26 protein-coding genes are annotated in these 21,065 nt (G+C 59.5%); 20 read left to right on the top strand and 6 right to left on the bottom strand.

Annotated features, from left to right (window positions below):
- Positions 1 to 48: 48 nt before the first annotated feature.
- Positions 49 to 489 (bottom strand): Hsp20/alpha crystallin family protein, encoded by a 441-nt coding sequence (locus AC061P_RS09750; protein WP_449647123.1) that lies wholly within the window; start codon positions 487 to 489, stop codon positions 49 to 51.
- 152 nt (positions 490 to 641) lie between these two features.
- A complete protein-coding gene (locus tag AC061P_RS09745; protein ID WP_449647122.1) occupies positions 642 to 920 on the bottom strand; it encodes a hypothetical protein in 279 nt (92 codons plus the stop codon).
- Between the two features lie 13 nt (positions 921 to 933).
- On the opposite strand from AC061P_RS09745, the gene AC061P_RS09740 reads away from it, so the two are divergent.
- The 7 genes from AC061P_RS09740 (at position 934) to AC061P_RS09710 (ending at position 8,452) form a co-directional block, all read left to right on the top strand.
- Positions 934 to 1,227, top strand: a complete 294-nt coding sequence (locus AC061P_RS09740; RefSeq protein WP_480391084.1) for a hypothetical protein — start codon at positions 934 to 936, stop codon at positions 1,225 to 1,227.
- Between the two features lie 329 nt (positions 1,228 to 1,556).
- Complete coding sequence (locus tag AC061P_RS09735; protein WP_449647120.1) at positions 1,557 to 2,570, top strand: TIGR03557 family F420-dependent LLM class oxidoreductase; 1,014 nt, start codon at positions 1,557 to 1,559, stop codon at positions 2,568 to 2,570.
- 38 nt (positions 2,571 to 2,608) lie between these two features.
- The gene (gene cofE / locus AC061P_RS09730; protein ID WP_480391083.1) at positions 2,609 to 3,445 is read left to right on the top strand and encodes a coenzyme F420-0:L-glutamate ligase; all 837 of its coding nucleotides are present in this window, start codon (positions 2,609 to 2,611) and stop codon (positions 3,443 to 3,445) included.
- Positions 3,446 to 3,483: 38 nt separating this feature from the next.
- The gene (locus tag AC061P_RS09725; protein WP_480391082.1) at positions 3,484 to 3,840 is read left to right on the top strand and encodes a PLD nuclease N-terminal domain-containing protein; all 357 of its coding nucleotides are present in this window, start codon (positions 3,484 to 3,486) and stop codon (positions 3,838 to 3,840) included.
- Between the two features lie 26 nt (positions 3,841 to 3,866).
- On the top strand, positions 3,867 to 4,862 hold the full coding sequence (locus tag AC061P_RS09720) for an AAA family ATPase (RefSeq protein WP_449647117.1): 996 nt from the start codon (positions 3,867 to 3,869) through the stop codon (positions 4,860 to 4,862).
- Positions 4,863 to 4,872: 10 nt separating this feature from the next.
- Positions 4,873 to 6,243, top strand: coding sequence for a DUF58 domain-containing protein (locus tag AC061P_RS09715; RefSeq protein WP_480391081.1), 1,371 nt, complete (start codon positions 4,873 to 4,875; stop codon positions 6,241 to 6,243).
- A complete protein-coding gene (locus AC061P_RS09710) occupies positions 6,230 to 8,452 on the top strand; it encodes a transglutaminase TgpA family protein (protein WP_480391080.1) in 2,223 nt (740 codons plus the stop codon). Before AC061P_RS09715 ends, AC061P_RS09710 begins: the two co-directional genes overlap by 14 nt.
- On the opposite strand, the gene AC061P_RS09705 is transcribed toward AC061P_RS09710, so the two are convergent.
- From AC061P_RS09705 to AC061P_RS09695, 3 genes are read right to left on the bottom strand one after another with little or no spacing between them, the layout of a single operon-like run.
- On the bottom strand, positions 8,449 to 9,234 hold the full coding sequence (locus AC061P_RS09705) for an ABC transporter ATP-binding protein (protein WP_480391079.1): 786 nt from the start codon (positions 9,232 to 9,234) through the stop codon (positions 8,449 to 8,451). The genes AC061P_RS09710 and AC061P_RS09705 overlap by 4 nt on opposite strands.
- Positions 9,231 to 10,241, bottom strand: a complete 1,011-nt coding sequence (locus tag AC061P_RS09700) for a putative F420-0 ABC transporter permease subunit (RefSeq protein ID WP_449647113.1) — start codon at positions 10,239 to 10,241, stop codon at positions 9,231 to 9,233. Before AC061P_RS09700 ends, AC061P_RS09705 begins: the two co-directional genes overlap by 4 nt.
- On the bottom strand, positions 10,234 to 11,208 hold the full coding sequence (locus AC061P_RS09695; RefSeq protein WP_480391078.1) for a putative F420-0 ABC transporter substrate-binding protein: 975 nt from the start codon (positions 11,206 to 11,208) through the stop codon (positions 10,234 to 10,236). The genes AC061P_RS09700 and AC061P_RS09695 overlap by 8 nt, the downstream gene beginning before the upstream one ends.
- A 244-nt stretch (positions 11,209 to 11,452) precedes the next feature.
- On the opposite strand from AC061P_RS09695, the gene AC061P_RS09690 reads away from it, so the two are divergent.
- The 13 genes from AC061P_RS09690 (at position 11,453) to AC061P_RS09630 (ending at position 19,257) form a co-directional block, all read left to right on the top strand.
- A complete protein-coding gene (locus AC061P_RS09690; protein ID WP_480391077.1) occupies positions 11,453 to 12,040 on the top strand; it encodes a YceD family protein in 588 nt (195 codons plus the stop codon).
- 2 nt (positions 12,041 to 12,042) lie between these two features.
- Complete coding sequence (gene rpmF, locus AC061P_RS09685) at positions 12,043 to 12,246, top strand: 50S ribosomal protein L32 (RefSeq protein ID WP_009772721.1); 204 nt, start codon at positions 12,043 to 12,045, stop codon at positions 12,244 to 12,246.
- A 26-nt stretch (positions 12,247 to 12,272) separates the two neighbouring features.
- Positions 12,273 to 12,974, top strand: coding sequence for a ribonuclease III (rnc, locus tag AC061P_RS09680; RefSeq protein WP_449647110.1), 702 nt, complete (start codon positions 12,273 to 12,275; stop codon positions 12,972 to 12,974).
- A 5-nt stretch (positions 12,975 to 12,979) separates the two neighbouring features.
- The gene (gene mutM, locus AC061P_RS09675; protein ID WP_480391076.1) at positions 12,980 to 13,861 is read left to right on the top strand and encodes a bifunctional DNA-formamidopyrimidine glycosylase/DNA-(apurinic or apyrimidinic site) lyase; all 882 of its coding nucleotides are present in this window, start codon (positions 12,980 to 12,982) and stop codon (positions 13,859 to 13,861) included.
- Between the two features lie 127 nt (positions 13,862 to 13,988).
- Positions 13,989 to 15,128 carry an RHS repeat-associated core domain-containing protein gene (locus AC061P_RS09670; protein ID WP_480391075.1) on the top strand — a complete coding sequence of 380 codons (1,140 nt, stop codon included), beginning with the start codon at positions 13,989 to 13,991 and terminating at the stop codon, positions 15,126 to 15,128.
- Between the two features lie 362 nt (positions 15,129 to 15,490).
- Positions 15,491 to 15,697, top strand: coding sequence for a hypothetical protein (locus AC061P_RS09665; RefSeq protein ID WP_449647107.1), 207 nt, complete (start codon positions 15,491 to 15,493; stop codon positions 15,695 to 15,697).
- A 214-nt stretch (positions 15,698 to 15,911) separates the two neighbouring features.
- Complete coding sequence (locus AC061P_RS09660) at positions 15,912 to 16,295, top strand: AHH domain-containing protein (RefSeq protein ID WP_449647106.1); 384 nt, start codon at positions 15,912 to 15,914, stop codon at positions 16,293 to 16,295.
- Positions 16,296 to 16,386: 91 nt separating this feature from the next.
- Positions 16,387 to 16,956 carry a hypothetical protein gene (locus AC061P_RS09655; RefSeq protein WP_449647105.1) on the top strand — a complete coding sequence of 190 codons (570 nt, stop codon included), beginning with the start codon at positions 16,387 to 16,389 and terminating at the stop codon, positions 16,954 to 16,956.
- 67 nt (positions 16,957 to 17,023) lie between these two features.
- Positions 17,024 to 17,449, top strand: coding sequence for a hypothetical protein (locus tag AC061P_RS09650; protein ID WP_449647104.1), 426 nt, complete (start codon positions 17,024 to 17,026; stop codon positions 17,447 to 17,449).
- A 219-nt stretch (positions 17,450 to 17,668) separates the two neighbouring features.
- Positions 17,669 to 18,220 carry a hypothetical protein gene (locus AC061P_RS09645; RefSeq protein WP_449647103.1) on the top strand — a complete coding sequence of 184 codons (552 nt, stop codon included), beginning with the start codon at positions 17,669 to 17,671 and terminating at the stop codon, positions 18,218 to 18,220.
- Between the two features lie 56 nt (positions 18,221 to 18,276).
- Positions 18,277 to 18,666 (top strand): RHS repeat-associated core domain-containing protein, encoded by a 390-nt coding sequence (locus AC061P_RS09640; RefSeq protein WP_449647102.1) that lies wholly within the window; start codon positions 18,277 to 18,279, stop codon positions 18,664 to 18,666.
- Positions 18,605 to 18,745, top strand: coding sequence for a hypothetical protein (locus AC061P_RS09635; protein WP_449648221.1), 141 nt, complete (start codon positions 18,605 to 18,607; stop codon positions 18,743 to 18,745). Before AC061P_RS09640 ends, AC061P_RS09635 begins: the two co-directional genes overlap by 62 nt.
- Before the next feature lie 62 nt (positions 18,746 to 18,807).
- On the top strand, positions 18,808 to 19,257 hold the full coding sequence (locus AC061P_RS09630) for an immunoglobulin domain-containing protein (protein WP_449647101.1): 450 nt from the start codon (positions 18,808 to 18,810) through the stop codon (positions 19,255 to 19,257).
- A gap of 185 nt (positions 19,258 to 19,442) precedes the next feature.
- Here AC061P_RS09630 and AC061P_RS09625 read toward each other — a convergent pair whose 3' ends face one another.
- The gene (locus tag AC061P_RS09625) at positions 19,443 to 21,017 is read right to left on the bottom strand and encodes a zinc-binding metallopeptidase family protein (protein WP_449647100.1); all 1,575 of its coding nucleotides are present in this window, start codon (positions 21,015 to 21,017) and stop codon (positions 19,443 to 19,445) included.
- Positions 21,018 to 21,065 lie beyond the last annotated feature (48 nt).

Here is a 21,065-nt window from a genome sequence, read left to right as displayed (position 1 = left end):
CGCCCATCGTTGGTGTGTGGCGTTGGCGCGTCGACAGCGGCGTGCTGACTAGCTTGTAACGGCGACTGTCTCGGACGATCGAGCCTGGTTCGCGGAGTTGGTGCTGACCTCAATCTTGCGAGGTTTTGCCTTCTCCGACACCGGGATGATGACGCTGAGTACGCCGTTGTCGTAGCTGGCGCTGATGTTTTCGCGGTCAATGCCGGCGCCAATGCTGAACTGGCGCAGGTAGGACCCGTAGCGACGCTCCTGCGATAGCCACTTGGCTCCTTCGCGCTCGCCGGCGGTGCGTTCGGCACGAATGGTAAGCAGCTGGCCATCGACGTCAACGTCGACGGAGCCGGGGTCTACGCCCGGAAGGTCGGCGGTGAGAACGTACTCGTCGGCCTGACGGTAAAGATCCACGGGCATGGGCTGGGTGCCGACGCGGGACTGGGCTGCAGCGGTGAGCCGGTCGAGTTCGGCAAAAGGATCAAATGACAGTGTCATGGGAAACCCCTTTCTCAAAGTTGAGTCACGGTGACTCAATAATCAGAAATTAGCACTCTCACCCCGAGAGTGCCAAGTCATTTCGCTCACAGTTCGCTGATAACGAAGCGACCGTCGCCGGAGCGATCCGGCGACGGTCGGGTGCGGCGCAATCATCGGATGATGAACCGCGGATAGTTCTGCTCAGCGCGAGTCCGGGCTAAAGCCAGGCGCTCGCGACGGAGTTGGTGTTCGGCCCGGAATTCAGCGGTTGCGATCAGTCGAGCCCGGTGAGGACGGCGGCTCCACGTGATGAGCGCAACGCCGAGATGCAGAGCAATTCGGTCGATGAGTCCCACGCGGTGCGCCGAAGTTGGGCGCGACTGGGCGTTGTTGCTGGGTTCGGGCGGATGGTTAGGGCGGTCCTTAGGGGCCGCCAGAGTTGTGTTCATGAGGTGATCTTTCGTGACAGAAGCTGATGCGGAAGGCGCGCAAAAGCGCGCCGGTTCGGGTGGCGACCCAACGTCATCCCTCGGCGATCGCGAGTTGCAGAAGAAGGAGAGATCATCGCGATGCGCTGGCGCTCCAGATGAGGTGGGCGCAGACTCGTCAGTCGAACGCAGTCTCGTGATGATCGAGTTGAGTCGTGTGCTCCGTGAGCGCCGCCACCGTCAGAACCGGTTGGCGGAGATCGCTAGCCGGTTAGGCGGAGAGGGTGCCGACGGAGCCGGCGATAGTCGGAATCATTCCGATAGTTGAAATAAACACGCGAGGCTCCTTTCGATTGTTGGCGTTTGCTCAGTGTAGAACTATCGCCAACTGAGAATCAAGACCCAATTTGGCGACGATCTATTGCCGGTGCTGCCAGTGCTGCCGGTGCTGGTCCATCAGGACGGGGTTGCCGTCTGGATCTTCGAGAACAATGCTGGCTGGGCCTTCGGCGGAATTATCCACACCGTTGATAATTGCCGCCGTTCTTCAGCATGAGCCAGCCCGGTGAACGGCCAAGTATCCGGTCAGCGGTTCGGGAATTCGCTGGTTCATCCGTTGTGACACGGCAGAGGCGCAGTCCGCGCGACAATAGACAGATGCCCGCCTCCGTTTCTGCGCCCCACATTGGCTATGCCGCAATGCTTGAGCGGTTTCATCCGCGCGACGTGTTGGCGTTTGCCCAGCACGCCGAATCACGCGGCTTTCGTGGGGTGATGGCCGCAGACCACTATCAGCCGTGGACGCCGCAACAGGGCCAAGCTTCCTTCGTGTGGAACGTGCTGAGCGCGCTTGGCCAAACCACGATAGGTGACTTAGGCACCGGAGTCACAGCGCCCACATTTCGTTGGCATCCCGCGATGGTCGCTCAGGCATCGGCCACTCTTGCCGCAATGAATCCGGGCCGGCACTGGCTGGGCCTTGGCAGTGGTGAGGCCATTAACGAACATGTGGTCGGCCAGTACTGGCCTGAAGCGCCCGAACGCATCAACCGCATGTTTGAAGCCGTCGAAATCATCAAGAAACTGTTCGCCTCGGGGCTGGCAGGCAAAGATGTGCGCCACGATGGTCAGTTCTACCGGCTGGAGTCGACTCGGCTCTGGACAATGCCCGAGACCGCACCCGAGATCTTGGTCGCCACCGCCGGTCCCGTCGCAGCCAAACGCGCAGGGAAAACGGTTGATGGGCTCATCACCGAGGCCGCGCCGCTCGAAAAGATTGACATGCTGCTCAAACGATTCGCTGAGGGTGCACGTGAAGCCGGCCGTGACACTGCACAGCAGAGCCGCGTCTTGAGACTGCATCTCAGTTGGGCGGACACTGACGAGCAGGCGATGAAGAACGCCATCACCGAGTGGCCTAATGGTGGTCTGCGATTCGCAAAGAACGACATCCGGTCACCATTCGAGCTTGAACAACTCGCCCGAATGGTTCGTCCTGAAGACTTTGAAGGCCGGATGCCCGTCAGCGCGGATCCTGACGTGCACCGTGCCTACATCCAGAGCTACCTAGACCTCGGTTTCGACCGCATTTACCTCCACAACGTTGGTCGAAATCAGCGGGAATTTCTTGATGTTTTCGGTCGTGATGTGCTTCCCTCATTGCGCAAATAGTGTCGCGGTCGCCAATGCCGCAGACTAGACACGTGAGAATGAGCGCCTGGGCCGTGCCCGGCATCCCCGAAATTATGTCCGGTGACGACCTCGTGCAGGTGATATCGGCGGCATTGATTGCCGACTCGAACGATTCGCCGGACGGTGGGCTTGAGGATGGCGACATTCTCACGGTCACCTCCAAGATTGTGAGCAAGGCCGAGGGTCGCGCAGTGAAGGCGGCTGATCGTGAGCAGGCAATCACCGACGAAACCGTTCGTGTAGTGGCGTCACGGGAGCACCCCAACGGTGTGACCCGCATCGTCGAGAATCGCCTCGGGCTGGTGATGGCTGCGGCCGGTGTCGATTCGAGCAATACGCCCGACGGCATCGTGTTATTGCTTCCGCTCGATCCCGATGCGACTGCTCGCCAATTGTGCTCGGCGCTTCGCGAACGCTTCGGTGTGCGGATTGGCATCATCATTACGGACACCGTTGGCCGACCGTGGCGGCGAGGTCAAGCCGATATTGCGATTGGTGCTGCGGGCATCCGCGTTCTCGATGACCTTCGCGGCACCGTTGATGCGTCGGGGCGCCCACTTGCCGTCAGCGTTACTGCCGTTGCCGATGAGATCGCTGCAGCGACAGATCTCGTGAAGGGCAAGGCCGGGGGATTGCCTGTTGCTGTGGTGCGCGGCCTTGCGCAGCACGTAGTTGAGATCGAAGTGCCGGGAGCACGTTCGCTGGTGCGCGTTGGCGCGGACGATATGTTTCGGATGGGCACCAAGGAAGCGTGGTTGGCAGGCTTCGACGAAGCTCACACCGATGCCGACGTCGACGGCGATACTGGCTTCACTCGCGGTCAGCACAACCGGACCGACCATAAAGAAGATTAATACTCGACTGTGAGTCTGTTTGCCCCTATCCTGATCCGATGGGGAGTCTGATTTCGCTTGCGTTCTTCGCGTTGCTCATCGCGGTTCTGATCGACATCATTCTGATCGACGAATGGCGCATCAAGCACCTAGGCAAAATTACGTGGATCTTCTTGGTGATCTTCCTGCCCCTGATCGGCAGCATCCTCTGGTTCGTGCTTGGTCGCGAATATGCTCCGGCCACTCAATCCAGCAGTTTCGGCGCTCCCCAACGTCGCGAATCCTTACCCCCGCTAGACACAATCAACACCGAAGCTGAGCTTGCCAAGCTCGATGCGGAGATCGCATTTTTTGAAAATCAAAAGAAAATTCGCGATCTTGAAGAGAAGCTCCGCGAGCGTAAGCAATTGCCGTAGTGCTCTAGCGCTGGCAGACTCAACGAATGGATGATGTGACTTCCACACCGATGCCCGATGACGTGTTCCATGATCACTGTGCTGCCATTGTGCGCAGTGTTTCGACGGTGATCGACGGCAAAGCTGATGCCGTGCGCTTGGCGCTTACGGTACTTCTGGCGGAGGGCCATCTCCTCATTGAGGATGTTCCCGGAGTTGGCAAAACCATGCTGGCCCGGGCCCTGGCCCGCACTGTCGACTGCTCGGTTTCGCGAGTTCAGTTCACGCCAGATTTGCTACCCGCCGATATCACCGGTGTTTCGGTCTACAACCAGAACACGCGTGAGTTCGAATTCAAAAAGGGGCCGGTATTTGCGAATATCGTGATCGGCGACGAGATCAACCGGGCCAGCCCGAAGACGCAGTCTGCGCTCCTCGAATGTATGGCGGAGTCGAGTGTGACCGTTGATGGCCACACTTACGAACTGACGAGCCCATTCATAGTCGTTGCCACGCAGAATCCGATCGAGATGGAAGGAACGTATCCGCTGCCCGAAGCGCAGCGAGACCGTTTCATGGCGCGGATTTCGATGGGGTATCCGGATGCGGAGTCCGAGTTGGCCATGCTGAGGTCGCGCGAGCTCTCGAGCCCACTTGATTCGCTAACGCCCGTTGTGAGCGTCGAGCAGTTGCGCGACTTGATTGCCACGGTGCGGCGAGTATTTGTCAGCACCGCGGTGGAAGAATACGCCGTTGCTATTGCTCAGGCGACGCGTCGTGATCGTGAGGTTCGGGTGGGGGCGAGCCCTCGGGCAACGCTTCACCTTGTGCGGGCGGCGAAGGCCAGGGCGGCTATCGACGGTCGCGATTTTGTTCTTCCGGATGACATTGATGAACTCGCCGTGACTGTGCTCGCACACCGAATGATTCCGGCTCGCCATGCTGGTGACACTGCTGCGGTGCTCTCGGGTCACTCGATCGCCGATGTGATTGAGCGCATTGTGGCTGAGACTGCCGTTCCTGTTATCGCTGCCGCTTCCTAGATCACTCATCATGCCCCGCGCAGACTTTCGGCGATCTATCCGCATCATTCTTGGCGGTGCCCGTCTGACGCGCCGAGGAATTGTCTTCGTGGTGTGGGGGATAGTGACGGTTCTTCTGGGTTTCGGCGTTGGTATGCCAATTTTGTTATATGTCGGATGCTTCGCGGTTGGGTTGCCCCTTGTAGCGCTGTTGTTTGTGCGAACTCGGGAGTCGGCGCTGAGCGTTTCTCGTCGTTTTTCGTTCCCCGTTGTTGAGGCGGGAAACACCACTGCGGTAACCCTGCGCGTTGATAATCATTCACAGCGAGCGACTTCGCCTGTGCGGTGGCGAGATGCGTTGCCGTGGCGGCCCTGGGTGACAGACAGCGGTTGGCTTCCGCGGTTGTCGGTCAAGACTCGCTTGGCGAGTGACCGCAGCGCGGCGCAATTGAGTTATTCATTGACGCCAGCCAGCAGGGGAATTTTTGAGATCGGTCCTCTCGTCGTTGAGGCAACTGATCCATTCGAGCTTGCGTGGGGCGCCTGGAACGTTGGCTCCGAGTCCTCGCTCATCGTGACTCCGCGGGTCGCACAACTCGCAACGAGTGCTCTTGTTGCTCAGTCGGGTGACGGTGAGGCACGCGTTGTCCAGCGCCGGTCGGCCGGCGATGATGACGACGCAATGACGCGCGAGTACCGGCGCGGCGATGCGATGCGCCGGGTGCATTGGAAAGCATCCGCCAGACACGGCAGCTTGATGGTTCGCCAAGAGGAGCAGCACAGTTATCCCGAGGCCCGAATCATTGTCGATACCCGATTGGAGGGTTATCCCGATGCGAGTCGGGCAACAGCACTGCGGGCTGTTGGCGGCGACCGGGTATCGCCGGCGCACAGTGCCCGCTTTGAATGGGTTGTTGGCATGCTGGCATCCGCGGCGGTGCAGTTGCGTCGAGAAGGATTCCTTGTTCAGATCATTGAAACGGGGCAATCGCAGTTGACGGATGCCGCAACGCTGCACCGCAGATCGTCTGCTGAGCAAGAATTGCTGACTCGACTCGCGGCTCTGGCTCCGATTGAAACGCCGGCCGACTGGTGGGGTGACCCTGCATCTCGTTCGTTCGCGCGTGGTCCGGTCATCGCGTTGGTTGCACGGCCTGAACCGGCGACGATTGATTACCTCGTGAGTCAATCGACCAGCACTGTGCTCGCGGTGGTATTCATTGTGGAATCGACCTCTAGTTTTGGCGATCGGGAGCGGACGAACGCACCGCAGCGTCCGCCTCTCGCGGTGGAGCTTCGTGCCGCAGGCTGGAGAGTCATCTCGGTGCAGTCGTTTGACGATGTCGCTGACGCCTGGAATCTGTTCGTCGCGGAATCGATGGTGGCGCGTGAACGTCACTGATAGCGCACGTTTGGCTAGCATCGAGCGCCACACCTACCGGCTTCAACTGTGGTCGATGGCCGGTGTCATGGCGTTGGCTGTTGGCATCGCAGCCGGCAGCCTTGGGGCCGTGCTGACGGAGGGGGCATGGTGGTTCCCGTTCATGGCAATGGTGATGGTGATGTTAGCCACCGCCGCTGCGGTTCGCGGTGTGACCAAGCGTCGTCTTGTCGGCACGATCGCGGCCTTCTTCTCTGGAGGAGTCATTCTCATCCTGATGTTTGCGGCCGACACGGCGATTGCCGGGATCATCCCGACGGGCGAGACTTTTGCCCGCTTTGCGCAACTCGTCAGCGACGGCGATGAGTCGATCGCGAATCAACGTTTTCCTGCGGACGCCGAAATTGGCATCGTCTTTCTGATCTGTTTGGGTGCGCTAGCGGTGACGCTCGCCATGGATGTTGCAGCCTTCGTGCTGCGCAAACCGGCGTTAACCGGCATCCCGTTGTTGATTCTGTTGCTGGTGCCAAGTCTGGTTCGCAGCGAGTTGCATGATGCTTTTGTCTTCGCGACGACGGCGCTGGCGTATGTCGCGATCTTGTTGGTTGCTTCTCAACGGGCCAGCGTGCGCACAGCGTGGCCTTTAGTGGCGGTAGCTCTCGTGATTTCGCTCATCGTTCCCGTGTTGCTGCCGAGCGTTGAGCCTGCGGTTGACGCGGGAAGTCGTCCTGGCCTGATCTCGACTGGCGTGAATCCCATCATCAACCTGAGTAGTGATCTGCGGCGTAACGCACCCCTGCTTGCGCTGCAGTACACCGCTGAGGGCACGGGCGAGTACCTCCGGGTTGCCGCCCTCGACACGTTCGACGATGACACGTGGCGGCCATCGGAGAACGACGATGCACGTAGTGATGCGATTGACACGTTCCCCGAGCCTGCGGGGCTTACGCCAGAGGTGCCGCGCAGCGAAAACATGATGCAGATCGAAATTGAGCGCATCCGAGGTAAATATTTGCCTGTTCCCTATGCGACGTCTGGCATTTCGGGGCTGGATGGCGAGTGGAGTTGGGAACCAGAGGGCCTCACCGTTTCCACTGTGGATGCCAACTCAAAAGATCAAGCGTATGAAGTGTCGTTCGTCACACCAGCGCCATCGATCGAGCAATTGAAGGCGGCTCCGACAGTGCTGCCAGACGGTTTTGACAAATATCTGGCGCTACCCGAGACGCTACCGGCCGTTGTTGGCGAGACGGCGCTTGACGTGGCTGGTGACCTGCCTACGCGTTTTGATCAAGCGCTCGCTCTTCAGTCGTTCTTCAAAGACACCGATTTTGAGTATTCCGAGAGTGCGCCGCTCACCGATGACTACGACGGTTCTGGGGCCGAGGTCCTCGCCGAGTTCTTGAGCGCGCGCAGCGGCTACTGCGTGCATTTTGCCTCCGCTATGGCGGCGATGGCCCGCACTCTCGACATCCCTGCCCGCGTCGTTGTCGGGTTCACGCCCGGTCAAAAGAAAGCAGATGAGGAAACCGACGAGATTCGGTTCGTCGTGACGACAGACAATTTGCACGCGTGGCCGGAGTTGTACTTTCCGACCGTCGGGTGGATCCGGTTCGAACCAACGGTCTCTGTGGGCACTGAGCCCCGGTTCGCGCAAAGCATCGTTGACGATCCCAATACGCCAGACGTAGATGAGTCCGAACCAGAGCCTGCCGCAACGCCAGCGCCCACGCCGACAGCGACCTCCGGAGCCCGCCCCGATCTCCCTCTTGATGAGCAACCGAGTAGTTCACCGACTGGCCCCGTTGCGGTATCCCCGTTCTGGTGGTTGCTTCTCGCGCTACCGGTTCTCCTGCTGATACCAGCGCTAGTGAGGGCGATTCGTCGTGGGCTGCGCTTGACCGCCGTCTCTCGAGGAGGCGTCGTTCCGGCCTGGCGCGAAGTACGTGACACCGCCCGAGATCTGGGGCTAGCCATTAGTGCAACCGCCACCCCGCGCCAGCAATATGAACAGATGGCAGCTCAGCTGGGTTCGTCGAGTGCGAGCGCACTGGCAAGCCTTCTGACCAGTGTCGAAGCTGCTGCCTTTGGTCCGCGCGCGACTGCGTTGCGGCCAGCGGCTGTGAGATCGGCGCTGACGTCGTTGAGGTCCGCTGCGAATTGGCGAGCGCGGCTGCGGGCACGCTGGGCACCGCGCACAGCGTTTGGGCCGGTCCAACGGTCCCGCTAGGCGGGACTAAAACCAATGACCGGTTTGCCAGTAACCGGGTTGTGAAGAATTGAGGCTCGCACGCCGTAGACGTCAGCGATAAGCGCTTCAGTGAGTACCGTTTCGGTAGGGCCAGCAGCCACAACGCGACCGTGCGAGAGCACGACGATGTGATCGCAGTAGCTCGCGGCGAGTGACAGATCGTGCAACGCCGCCAGCACGGTAACCCCGGTGGTGCGGAGCTCTGCGAGCAGCTCGAGGACCGCAAGTTGCGCGGCAATGTCGAGGTGGTTCGTTGGCTCGTCGAGCGTGAGCAATTGTGGTTGCTGAGCGAGCGCCCGAGCGAGCATTACACGCTGCTTTTCGCCGCCAGAAAGACTCTGGAATTCTCGGCCCCGAAAGTCGGTCATACCCACGGTGGCGAGGCTTTCGGTGACGACAGCTGCTGACTCGGCGGAATCCGCTTCCCACAGTGACTGGTGGGGGAGTCGGCCAAGCTGCACAACCATGTCGACGGTGAGCGATGAGTCTGTGGTTGCATCCTGCTCCACGAACGCCGCCAAACGTGCGCGTTGTCTTCGCGGCATCCCGAGGAGGTTTTCTCCATCGAAGTGAACGGAGCCGGATGCCGGAACCTGCACGGCGGTAAGCGCACGCAACAGGGTGGACTTTCCGGCACCGTTTGGCCCGACGAGCGCGCTCAGCGAGCCGCGGGCGACGGTGCAGTCGACATTGTCGATGAGGAGGGTGCCGTCGATCGTGACGCTGATGCGTTCGCCAACGAGGCCATTCTGCTCGCTCATGTTGAACTCTTTCGACGAGTGAGCAGGAAGGCAAAGATGGGAGCGCCGATCATCGCGGTCACGATCCCCACCGGGATCTCTCGTGGATCAAAAAGCGTGCGGGCGAGCGTGTCTGCCCAGACGAGGAACACTGCCCCCAATAGTGCGCTGAGGGGCAACAGCGCTCGATGGCCGGGCCCGACGAGCAGTCTCACGGCGTGAGGCAAGATGAGTCCGACGAATCCGATGGAGCCGCTGACTGAGACCATGGCTCCGGTGACGAGCGCAGTCGCCGCGAGAAGCCCCCACCGCGTCGCGCTGACGTTGACGCCGAGCGACGCGGCTTGCACATCGCCAAACGCAAAAGAATCGAGCAAGCGCCCCGTGAGCATCACCGGGATGCCGACAACAATGATCGCTGTCATTGTGATGGCGACAGCGGGCCAGCGTGCACCGCTCAGCGAACCAAGCAGCCACGAAAGAACTTCGCGGTAGGAGTCACCGGTGACCGTCCAGAAGATCACAAAGCTCGTGATTGCGGAGGCGAGGGCCGAAACAGCAATCCCCGCAAGCACAGTGCGTGAGGGAGTGATCGAGCCAAGCGACCCGGCGAGCAGCAGCGTCAACGTCAGCGCAAGAAGTGCACCCACGAACGCCGCCAACGGCAAAAGGATGGCCGCGCCGAGCAGCAAAACCGAGACCGCACCAAGCGCAGCACCAGAAGACAGCCCGAGCAAATACGGGTCGGCAAGCGGATTGCGAGTGATTGCCTGCATAACGGCACCGCTTAGCGCCAACCCGGCTCCAACCGCAGCCGCAGTGAGCACCCGCGGCAACCGCAATTGCCACACAATTCCATCGCGCAGCTCCGTTAACGGGCTCACCCCGATGCCGAGATGGCTGCCGATTGACCGCCACACCTCATCAAATCTGATGTCGGCAGGCCCGATCGTCACCGCAATCGTGATCGACACCAGAAGTGCGACCCCGAGAGCGGCGCCGAGCGCGAAGGGAGAAACTTTAGCCATCGAGCTCCGCAATTTGAGCAGTCAAACTTTCTGCTGCCTCTACGCTGCGCACGCCAGCTTCACTTGCCGCGAAGGGCACCACGAGGTAACGGCCAGCCTTCACCGCGCTGAGGTTTGCGGTTGCGGGGTTCGCCTCGAGAACGCCGATCTTCTTCTCGGCACTGTTCCAGGCGGCATCCACCAGCACGATGAAATCGGGGTCAGCGTCGACTACGGCTTCCCAGTTGTATGGTGCCCAGGTGGCATCCACATCGGCGGCAATGTTGGTGAGGCCGACGGTGTCGAGCAACAACTGCGGGGCACCGATTCCGGCGCCAACGTAGGGGGTGTCAGACCCGGACGAGAACCAGAGTGCTGTGCGCGAATCACCGTTGGCATCGATTGCTGCGAGTCGATCACGCTGGTCGGTGATCAGGTCGCTCGAATCGACGCGGAAAATTGAGGCAACAGTTTCGATGTCGTTAAACACGTTGTCGAATGTCAATTGTGCGGGCTGTTCAGCGCTCTGGCAGGCGGAGGGTGCCACAAAGGTGTTGATGCCGAGCGCGCTGAGGTCGGCACGTTCACCGGCACCATCAGCGCTGAATGTTGATTCCCAGCCGGCGAAGACTAGGTCGGGTTCACGGTCAAGCACGGCCTCTTCGCTGGGTACGCGCTCCGCGATCGAGGTGAGTCCTGAAGCTTCGGATGCCCATTCCTCGGGCACCGGACCATCCTGGAATGCGGTTCCAATGATGCGATCGCCGAGCCCGAGCGCCAGCAGCAGCTCAGTAGTGGACGACTTGATGGTGATCACGCGTTCTGGTGCGGAATCGAAACTCACATCGAAACCGCAATTGCTCAGCTCGACGGTGTCGGTTGAGGAGTCGCTCGACGGAGCTGTTGACGGGGTGGCGGTAGCCGCGCATCCGCTGAGAGCAAAGAGTGAGACACCGGCGACAAGCGCGGTGCGGGAAAGTACAGACAAAGGGGGCCTCCGAAAAACCGTGAATTTCGGCGCTGGGCGCGCGGAACAGGGTGAATAGTGTTTCGAGAAGACCGGCAGCCCAATCCTGGGCAAACCAACCACGCCATACCAAGCGCACGGGTCTGTAGAAACCATCCTATTAGGGCGGAGATGCCGTGGTCGCCCCTCATACGAGCACCGAGTGGCTGTACGATCGCTGACCGGGGGCGACAGCGAGGCTGTTGCGAGGGTAGAATTGACGATCGTGTCTAGAATCAACGAGAGTCCGTATGCCGTGTTGGTGCGCGATCTCATGCACCGCCCAGGTGAGATGAGAGAGCACTCGCTCGACATCGTCGTACCCGAAACCTTTGGAACCACCGTAATTGAGGTTCCCCAGGGCGCGGAATTGTCCATCGATGGCCGTTGTGAATCACTTCATGACGGTATTTTGGTGGATGCCGTTGTCGCGGGAAAAGCTAAGGCAGAGTGTGTTCGCTGCCTCATTGATGTCACGCTGCCGGTTCGAGTCGAGTTTCAAGAACTTTTCGCGTATTCTGAGGACGAAGCTTTCGACTACACGGTTATCGACGAATACATCGATCTAGAACCTGTAGTGCGGGATGCGGTGGTTTTATCATTACCGTTCCAGCCGGTCTGTCAGAAGGATTGTCTTGGCCTGTGCCCTGAGTGTGGGGTTCGGTTGCTCGATAATCCAGGACACGAACACGAAGCGCCGATTGATGCCCGCTGGGCAGCGTTGGCTGGCCTCCAAGATTTCACGCAAGACTCGCACGATCACGATTTGAACGACGCGAACGATTCACCTGAGACCCAAGAAGAAAAGAGTTAGTCATGGCAGTACCAAAGCGCAAGATGTCGCGGGCCAGCACCCGCATGCGCCGCGCCCAGTGGAAGGCAACCCCTCCCACACTCGTCAAGACCGTTGAAAACGGCAAGACCGTTTACAGCCTCCCGCACCGCGCCAAGGTAGTCGAAGACTCCGCTGGCACGCCTCTGTACATGGAGTACAAGGGCCGCAAGGTAGCTGACGTTTAACTAGTTTCCTTTTCTCGGGTCACATCATGGCGGTCACGGGCTCTAGCGCACCGGCTGAGCTCTCCGCCGTGCTCGGGGTCAGTATTGACCCCGATTTGCTTGTGCTTGCGCTAACGCATCGCTCTTTCGCGTACGAAAACGGCGGCATTGCCAACAATGAGCGGCTCGAGTTTCTTGGTGATTCAATTCTTGGCCAGGCGGTTACGGTCAAGCTGTATCGCGATAACCCGGATCTTGATGAGGGCGACCTTGCCAAGCGCCGGGCTAGTCTCGTTTCTTCTGTTGCGCTTGCCGAAATCGCGCGCCAAATTGGGTTGGGCGCCTTCATCCGTCTTGGCAAAGGCGAAGAGCAGACTGGTGGCCGCGAAAAGCCGTCGATTCTGGCAGACACCGTCGAGGCGGTCATCGGTGCCGCCTACCTTGATCTGGGCGGTGACGAAGCAACTGCGCTCGTCTTGAGACTTGTGGCACCGCTGTTGGCTGATCCTGAACGTTTTGGCGCCGCCATGGACCCGAAGACGAGTCTTCAAGAGCTCGCAGCAAAAATGGGTCGTGGTGTGCCCGACTATCGCATCGAAGATAGCGGCCCCGACCATTCCAAACGTTTCCACGCCAGTGTTGTCCTCTCCGATAAGGTCATTTCGACTGGCGTCGGCTCCAGCAAGAAGCAGGCCGAGATGGCCGCGGCGCTCGAAGCCTGGACCCTCCTCCAAACCGCAGTGAAGTAGCTGGCGTGCCCGAACTTCCCGAGGTTGAAGTTGTGCGCGCAGGGCTCGAACCGGCCGTCACTGGCGCGATGGCGGCATCCGTCACCGTCTTTGACGAGCGCTCTCTGCGTCGCCATGAGGGGCCAAGCGAAGACTTTGTCGACCGTCTGACCGGCCGCACCTTTCTGACGCCTCAGCGCCGGGGCAAGTTCATGTGGCTGCCTCTCGCCGATAGCGATGAAGCGCAAGATGAAGCGCTCGTCACGCATCTCGGCATGAGCGGGCAGGTGCTTTTGCGCGATCGGAGTACGGATGACCGGCTCACGCGCATCCGCATCGAACTTGATCATCCTGACCACGGCGCACTGCGCCTCAACTTTGTCGACCAACGTATTTTCGGCTCGATGGCGATCGACAGCATGCTGCCCACCGTTGATCAGCCCGCTTTCGCGGTGCCGAGCCAAGTCGCTCACATCGCGCGTGATCCACTCGACCCCTTCTTCGATGATGCGAAGTTTTTGCGGTCGCTGAAAGCTAAGCGCACGACGGTGAAGCGGGCGCTGCTCGATCAGACCCTCATCAGCGGGGTCGGCAATATCTACGCCGACGAAGCGCTCTGGGCCGCGCGTGTGCACTACAACCAGCCCACCGAGAGCCTCAGTCGGGCGAAAGCCGTGCTGTTGCTCGCCGAAGTGCGAGCAGTATTTGCCAAGGCTCTAGCCGAGGGCGGCACGAGTTTCGACACGCAGTACCTCAACGTGAACGGCGAATCTGGCTACTTCGCGCACTCACTCAACGTCTACGGCCAGCAAGGTCGGGCGTGCCCCCGCTGCGGTCGTCCGGTCGTGCGCGAGCAGTTCATGAACCGTGGTTCGCACTTCTGCGGGTTCTGCCAGCGCGTTCGCTGAGGATTGTTCGCGGCCCAGTGCTGGTTGAACCAGTTATCACGTGGGTGTGCGCCTTGTCCCTCGAATCGGCAGTACTCCTGCTCGGAGAAGGAGCTACGCGTACAACGCAGGCGAGGCGCTCGCTTCTGTGACGTTGCCGGGCTCGGCAACGGCGGTCACTTACACGGCTGATGGGGACAATCTCCGACAGTCGCGTACGAAGGGTGCGGCGACTACACGATACCTGTGGGATGTCAGTGGCAGTCTGCCGCTCTTGGTCGAAGCAGGCTCGACTAGCTATCTGTACGGGCCATCACACACTCCGCTCGCGCAGATTGATAGTGCTGGCAATATTGACTATTTGCATGCGGACCTTATCGGTTCGACCCGGATGACAACTAGTGGCTCGGACGTGGTCACCTCGACTAATGCTTATGACCCGTTCGGTAAACGAACGCATACTGGAACTAAGGACTCTGCATTCGGGTTTTCCGGTAATTTGACCGATGTCGACACTGGTCTGATCTACATGCGCGCGAGGGACTACGACCCGAGGACGGGCCAGTTCCTTACAGTCGACCCTGCTCTGTACTTCACAGGTGACCCGTACGCGTATGTCTCGAATAATCCGCTGTTGAGAATTGATCCCACCGGTCTGTGGGACCTTGTGTCTGATGTCATTGACCCTTTCGCGGTGAGCATGATGCGAGGCAGTCTGGCAGGCGCCACGAGCGCAATAGTGGGATTCGGGGATGGTGCAAGCCTTGGGTTCACCGACCTGTTCAGGGAATCCATTGGGCTGAATTGCGTGGTCGATAAAGGCAGTTGGTACTTCGGAGGTGGTGTTGTAGGAGTCGCCGGCATCACAGCCCTCAGCGGGCTCGTCAGTGGAGGGGCAAGCGCGGCGGGCGCGGCGAATACGACGGTGGCCATCTCGCGACCCTCTTCCCGGGTGCTGGGAGCGAACCTCGAAGCTGCCGGGACAATTCGCCCTGCAGGCTCTGCTGCCCATCACATTGTGGCCGGAAATGCCAAAAGCGCGGCGCAATCTAGGGCTACTCTCCAGAGGCTTGGCATTGACATTAATGACGCCAGCAACGGGGTATTCTTGCCTGGGCGTTTGACGTCCCCTAACCCGACAGGCGCAGCGGTCCACAGTACGATTCATACGAATGCCTATTATCAGGAGGTAAACAGACTCGTGGTGAAGTCAACCTCTCCCGCTGGTGCGACCGATGTCCTCAACCTGATCAGGTCGCAACTTCTCTCTGGCGGGTTTCCGCGATGAGTTCACCAGTGCGTGTCTACCGCCCAATAGGTTCTGATGGGTTTGAGTGGGCGCTGCCGGTGGACGATACCGATTTCGAAACACTCAACACATTGGGGCCTAGTTCACAGCTGTCTGTTCTTGGCGCGATTGAGATGGAACTGATTAAACTGGACGATCGGAGTCGACGTGAGCGACGTCGCGCAATGATGCCTTGGCTCGGATCTAGTCTCCTGGTGCTTCGTGATGAAGCTATCGACATCGTTGGTCCTTTGCTGGGCGCGTATGGCACGGTTTTTCCTGTCCGGTGTAGAGAAGCTCGATTGGCGGTGTTTGGCGCCCCCTTATTGGAGGGTGCCTTGGACGAGGTAGCGTCTGAGCCCGTGAGATTCAGCGACGGCGGAATCATGTATATGCCTCAGCCGATCTTTCACTCAGATGTGGTTTCGGGCGCTGGCGCGTTTAAACTCGCGGAAATGCCGCGGGGTGATCTGCACCTGACGGGCGAACTTGTTGACGCGATTCTTGCGACGGGACAGACCTCGGGTACCGACTTCACCCTTCTCTTTGAAGAGGGCGCCGAGAAGTAAAAGAACCTCCCGCACGACCGGCTCCCAAGGTTAAGTGGCTGCATCCTCGCGTTTTGGCGACCCGCTTGTTTTTGTTTCACCGTTGTGGGCCGGCAGTTTTGGCTTAGTCACCGATTAGCGCTGCAGCTAGCTCAACTCCTGCTTCCTCACCCCCTCGTAGCCAATCGGAACGAACCCTACGGCTTCGTTCAGGGAATCCATTGGGCTGAATTGCGTGGTCGATAGAGGCAGCCGGTACTTCGGCGGCGGTGCCGTTGGAGTTGCCGGCATCACAGTCCTCAGCGGGCTTGTCAGTGGAGGGGCAAGCGTGGCGGGCGCGGCGAATACAGCGGTGGCCATCTCGCGACCCTCATCACGGGTACTTGGAGCCAACCTCGAAGCCGCTGGAACAACTCGCCCTGCAGGCACTGCTGCCCATCACATTATGGCCGGACTCTCAAGTAATGCGGCGGACGCCAGAGCGGCGCTTCAGGGGTTTGGGATTGACATCAATGATGCGAGAAATGGAGTGTTCTTGCCTGGGCGTTTGATGTCCCCAACCCGACAGGCGCCGCGGTCCACAGCACTATCCACACAAAGCTTTATTATCAAGAGGTGAATGAGTTGTTATTGAGTTCAACCTCTCCCGCGCGCGCGACGGATGCGCTTGGCTTTATAAGGTCGCAACTTCGCTCGGGCGGTTTCCCGCAATGAGTTCACGCGTGCGCGTCTATCGAGTAAGGAGTCCTGAGGGGTTTGAGTGGGCGCTTCCGATTGACGAGGCCTATTTTGAGACTTTGCATACGTTGGAGGCGGGATCACAGCCGTCAATGATCAGTGAAGTTGAACTGAAATTATCAAAAACCGATGATCGGGGCCGCCGCGAGAAGCGAGCACTGATGCCGTGGCTCGGGTCAAACCTCTTGTTGCTTCGTGACGAGGCTATCGACACCGTTGGTCCATTGCTCAGCGGGTACGGCAGCGTGTTTCCTGTTAAGTGCAGGGAAGCCCGATTAGCAGTCTTCGGTGCCCCTTTATTGGAAGGTGCCTTAGACGAGGTAGCGTCTGAGCCCGCGAGATTTAGCGACGGCGGAATCATGTATATGCCGCGGCCGATGTTTCACCCTCATGTCGTTGAAAAGGCCGGAGCGTTCAGGGTTGCTGAAATGGAGCGCGGCCCCGTGTACTTTACCGGCGAACTTGTCGACGCAATTCTGGCGACGGGACAGACCTCGGGTACCGACTTTGTCTTGCTCGATGACCACGGTGATCAGCCCTAACTCTGTGCCAGCTGTTAGTTCGAGGTATTTCCGAGCGCCGGTCGGGCAGCTTTGCAAACGGTTCTCCATGAATGATGACCAATCAACACCGGCGTTCTCGCTCGGGGTAATCGTGGGCGGCACGAGCGCCGACTCCCGAGCATGGGGTGATGCCGTAATGGAACTGGCACGCACAGTCATCGAGGAAAGAGCCCAAGTCGAGTCCGCCCTGCGCGTGAACTTGGTCTTTCAGGTGCCGGGCGAGGTCCTTCCGGTGGATTTTTCAGGCGTCAGGACCGGGCGATACTCGCGGAACGAGCGCTTGCTCTTAATACAAGCGGCTGTTCCCCAGTCGCCGGTGCCGCTCGATCCGAAAGAAGTTCTTTTGCCACTGATTGCTGATTCGATTGAGCTTGCGGAGAAGTTCGCGCAGCGAAAAGGGATTATCAATGGACGGCTTGAGTCACTTCGTTCCCTGGCTATGCGTTTGAGCGCGGATAGTGGTTTTTCGTAGCCGGGAATGTCAGCCAGAGTCAGGCGATCGCGTGCTTGGGTTGTCGCCTGAGTTCGACCTCTACGTCAAGACTGGTGCTGAATTGACAAAATCTCTACTCACCGCGATTGCCAAAGGTGACATTGAGTTAAAGTTTATTCCATGACGCGCGAAAAGAGACGACCGCGCGGGACGACGGCCGGGGGATTCATGGCTGAATTGTCCACAGACACTGAGTTCATGGCTGCCTCAGCTGCTCGTGAATCAGCGCGCGAAGCGCATGCCGCCGAGTGGCGAAATGCTGAACGCCCTATAGTCAAGGCACTTCACTCTGCTGGTGTTGAGGTGGATTCGGTTTGGGATCTTATTAATACGAGCACGCCGTATCCACGCGCCCTGCCGGTCCTCATCGAACACTTAGAGCGGGGCAAATACCCTGATCGAGTGAATGAGGGCTTGGCGCGTGCGCTCGCAGTGAAGCCATCTGTTCAATATTGGGAACGTCTCGTAACGCTCTACAAGATGGCGAATGAGAGTGACGAGCGCGACGGGTTAGCAGCTGCACTCGCCGCATGCGCGACTAAAGAGCAAATTGATTCGCTCATTGAGCTGATCACAAGCCCATCAAGCGGCAAGAACCGAGTGTTATTTGTGAAGCCCATCTTGGCTCTCGCCGGAGCCAGGGGCGAAGTCCTCATTGATTCTCTGAAGAGTGATCCCGTAGTGGGCCAAGAAGCCACCGCACGTCGCGCAGAAACCATGAGGCGCAGGCGAACACGAAACAAGTTGTAGCCTCGGCGGCGACCGAAAATAATTGCTCAACCGATCAACATACTGGGTTAGCAGGTGTGGTCACCTCGACTAATGCTTATGACCCGTTCGGTAAACGAACGCATACTGGAACTAAGGACTCTGCATTCGGGTTTTCCGGTAATTTGACCGATGTCGACACTGGTCTGATCTACATGCGCGCGAGGGACTACGACCCGAGGACGGGCCAGTTCCTTACAGTCGACCCTGCTCTGTACTTCACAGGTGACCCGTACGCGTATGTCTCGAATAATCCGCTGTTGAGAATTGATCCCACCGGTCTGTGGAACTTTGTGTCTGATGATGACTTACGAAATCCCTCGGGGCACCCCGGAGCTCCATCCGAACGTAACTGGCGTTCGGATTATGGATCCTACGACGACCGGCAAGTATCCGTATCCGCAGGGCTACGCTGCTTACATGAATAAGAGCGGTGACACGGTTAATCCACTTAGTGGGGCGGGAATCGACCGTAACCACCCCTTTGCCCGCCTGCCGCTGCCATGATGAAGCTCCATGAACTCCTTGAATTTGATCCGGCACTTCGGAAGTGGCAAGCGAAGCCGGAAATGAATCCGTTGACGGAGGAACATGCCCTCCAAGAAGCGCAACTTCTCGAGGTGCGATTCGACGCTCTGAGACTGAAAGTTGGAATCCTTTTCGATCTTCGTATGGCGCTCCAACTTCGGGAAGCAACCACCGGACTACTTGTGGCTTCTGGTGTTCGGGACTTTTCTTGGTCAGGGCCGAGTCGCGATACCGCCATGACGTGTTGGACCATAGACGGCTCCGAGCTAGGTGGATCTTCTGATTCGTTCGAGCTGGTACTGGGCTTGTGGCCGCCCGCAGGAGAGTTGGTATTGCGCGCGGATTCCGCCGCCTTCTTTGCGGGAGATGTCACTAGTCTCCGCGGCTGGACTGAGGACTATATCGATCTCGATCGATCGGAGGTAGATGCTTACCTACCGCACTGGAACTCATCATTTTCGTTGGTAAGCGCAGTCTTTCGGGATGCGTAAGCAACGCAGGTAGACAGACGAGGAAATGCCGAAGATTTTCTGGCGCGCGGAGGATCGGCTAGCACATCACCATTCCAAGCCAAGTCGCTTTTCGAGGGTCTTCAGTGCGGCAGGAAACAAGCACGACACCATACTCGTGGTGCAGCTCGCTAGATCGCCAATGCCGGCAATCTAGCGAGCGCGTTTTAGCCCCAGGTGCGTGCGTCACCGCTGGTGCGGTAGTCGGGCCAGGGGAGATCGATCGGTGGCTGGAAGTCCACCGGCAGCAGGGCGGGCATCGGTTCGTCAGCGACTCGCTTGTCGAACTCGTTCTTCGCCTCGGCGAGGAGTGCGGGGTCAACCAGCAAGTCGATGAAAGTTCCTGCAACGGTCTTGCCGGCGGTCTCGATGGTGGGGTCGATCGTCTCGGGGATGCCGCCGAGAGCATTCATGACCCACCCCGGGTAGGCGCCTTTGCCTGGCGCAGGCTTGAGCGCGGGGCGTGAGACATAAAAGCGAACGGTCGGCGCGTAGTGCGTCATTTCGACGTAGTCGTCGCTTGTCCAGTTCTGCTGCCACGGGGCGAGGTGTTCGCGCAGTGCCTTCTCGGCATCCTGCGGGGTGATGAGCTGCTCGCATTCGTCGAGGAAAGGCTTCTCCATGGCGTCGAGCCCGAGATTGCGCTGAATCTCTTGAGCAACAGCGATCGCGTCAGCGCCGTAGCTGGGAGCGCCAACCGTCTCGAGGTTGTTGTAGAGAACGGTCGACATCGCGTGGTTGGTGCGACCGGGACGGCTGCGTGCCACCCAGGTCGTCTCAACATCGCAGTGCGCCATGGCACCGGCGTGCTCAGCGTTGCGGTCGAGCACAGCGAGCACGTGCTCCGCCATCTCGATGTTCGGCGTGCGCCACGAATACTGGATGCGGGCAACGCGCGCCGGCAGATTGTCGGCGGTTGCTTGACCGTCGAGCAAGATGGCGTCGCTGAGACTCCACCCTCCAAAGCTCGGGAGCATGGCATCCTGCATGATGCGCGACGAGGTGTACATCGACATCAGGGCAACGTTGGCGCCGGGAGCGCGTGCCGCAGAGTGCGAAGCAGGGATGGGGGAGTTGGGGTTGGCATTGAGCTGCCACGACTCCGGCTCATCGCAAATGAAGGTGTACACCTTGCTGTAGTAGGCACCGCACTGGGTGTCCCAGCGGGCGGTGTTGCAGAGCGGCAGCATGTAGAAGGGGTGGAAGCTCACGATGGCATCCACGTTGTCGTAGTAGCCGCGCAGTCCATGAACGACCTTGGAGCCGTGCATCTTTTCGGCGGGCTCGCCCGTGTACTTGAGGGTGCCGGGGATGTTGTGCTTCTCCATGGCGTGCTTGGTGGCGAGCAGCCCGGCAAGAGTAGAAATGCCGAGCGCTGAGTGCGGGTCGGTGTGGCCGGGCGCGAAGCGGCTCATCCCCTCGCGGCTGTCTTCGGTGACGGATGCCGACTGGTTGTTGCCGGGCACCGCGTCGTATTCGGCGTAGCTCAACATCGTGGGCCCGCCAGTGCCGTTGGTCCATTCCGCGCTGAAAGCGGTCGGCATCCCGGCCGAACCTTCTTCAACCGTGAAGCCCTCGGTGCGCAGTAGCTCGACGTACCACTGGGCTGAACGGAACTCGCGCCAGGCCGGCTCGGCGAGCTGCCAAATGTGGCTGTGCCACTCGGAGAGGCGAGGCATGTTGTCATCCACCCACGTGCGGGCGGTGACTTTAGCGCCGGCGGCGAGAGCGAGTTCTGTCATGTCGTGATCCTTGAGGTGAAAAGAAGTGGTGAGAATTGGAGAGTTGTC

This window comes from Rhodoglobus sp. G.S.4 (assembly GCF_056619605.1).
Note: the sequence above shows the minus strand (reverse complement) of the source record. Positions and strands in the feature narration are given on the sequence as shown.

Coding starts and splice junctions, on each gene's coding strand:
- AC061P_RS09750 (WP_449647123.1), bottom strand. CDS start 489: ATGACACTGTCATTTGATCCTTTTGCCGAACTCGACCGGCTCACCGCT.
- AC061P_RS09745 (WP_449647122.1), bottom strand. CDS start 920: ATGAACACAACTCTGGCGGCCCCTAAGGACCGCCCTAACCATCCGCCC.
- AC061P_RS09735 (WP_449647120.1), top strand. CDS start 1,557: ATGCCCGCCTCCGTTTCTGCGCCCCACATTGGCTATGCCGCAATGCTT.
- cofE (WP_480391083.1), top strand. CDS start 2,609: ATGAGCGCCTGGGCCGTGCCCGGCATCCCCGAAATTATGTCCGGTGAC.
- AC061P_RS09725 (WP_480391082.1), top strand. CDS start 3,484: ATGGGGAGTCTGATTTCGCTTGCGTTCTTCGCGTTGCTCATCGCGGTT.
- AC061P_RS09720 (WP_449647117.1), top strand. CDS start 3,867: ATGGATGATGTGACTTCCACACCGATGCCCGATGACGTGTTCCATGAT.
- AC061P_RS09715 (WP_480391081.1), top strand. CDS start 4,873: ATGCCCCGCGCAGACTTTCGGCGATCTATCCGCATCATTCTTGGCGGT.
- AC061P_RS09705 (WP_480391079.1), bottom strand. CDS start 9,234: ATGAGCGAGCAGAATGGCCTCGTTGGCGAACGCATCAGCGTCACGATC.
- AC061P_RS09700 (WP_449647113.1), bottom strand. CDS start 10,241: ATGGCTAAAGTTTCTCCCTTCGCGCTCGGCGCCGCTCTCGGGGTCGCA.
- rpmF (WP_009772721.1), top strand. CDS start 12,043: ATGGCAGTACCAAAGCGCAAGATGTCGCGGGCCAGCACCCGCATGCGC.
- rnc (WP_449647110.1), top strand. CDS start 12,273: ATGGCGGTCACGGGCTCTAGCGCACCGGCTGAGCTCTCCGCCGTGCTC.
- AC061P_RS09655 (WP_449647105.1), top strand. CDS start 16,387: ATGAGTTCACGCGTGCGCGTCTATCGAGTAAGGAGTCCTGAGGGGTTT.
- AC061P_RS09650 (WP_449647104.1), top strand. CDS start 17,024: ATGAATGATGACCAATCAACACCGGCGTTCTCGCTCGGGGTAATCGTG.
- AC061P_RS09645 (WP_449647103.1), top strand. CDS start 17,669: ATGGCTGCCTCAGCTGCTCGTGAATCAGCGCGCGAAGCGCATGCCGCC.
- AC061P_RS09635 (WP_449648221.1), top strand. CDS start 18,605: ATGGATCCTACGACGACCGGCAAGTATCCGTATCCGCAGGGCTACGCT.
- AC061P_RS09630 (WP_449647101.1), top strand. CDS start 18,808: ATGAATCCGTTGACGGAGGAACATGCCCTCCAAGAAGCGCAACTTCTC.
- AC061P_RS09625 (WP_449647100.1), bottom strand. CDS start 21,017: ATGACAGAACTCGCTCTCGCCGCCGGCGCTAAAGTCACCGCCCGCACG.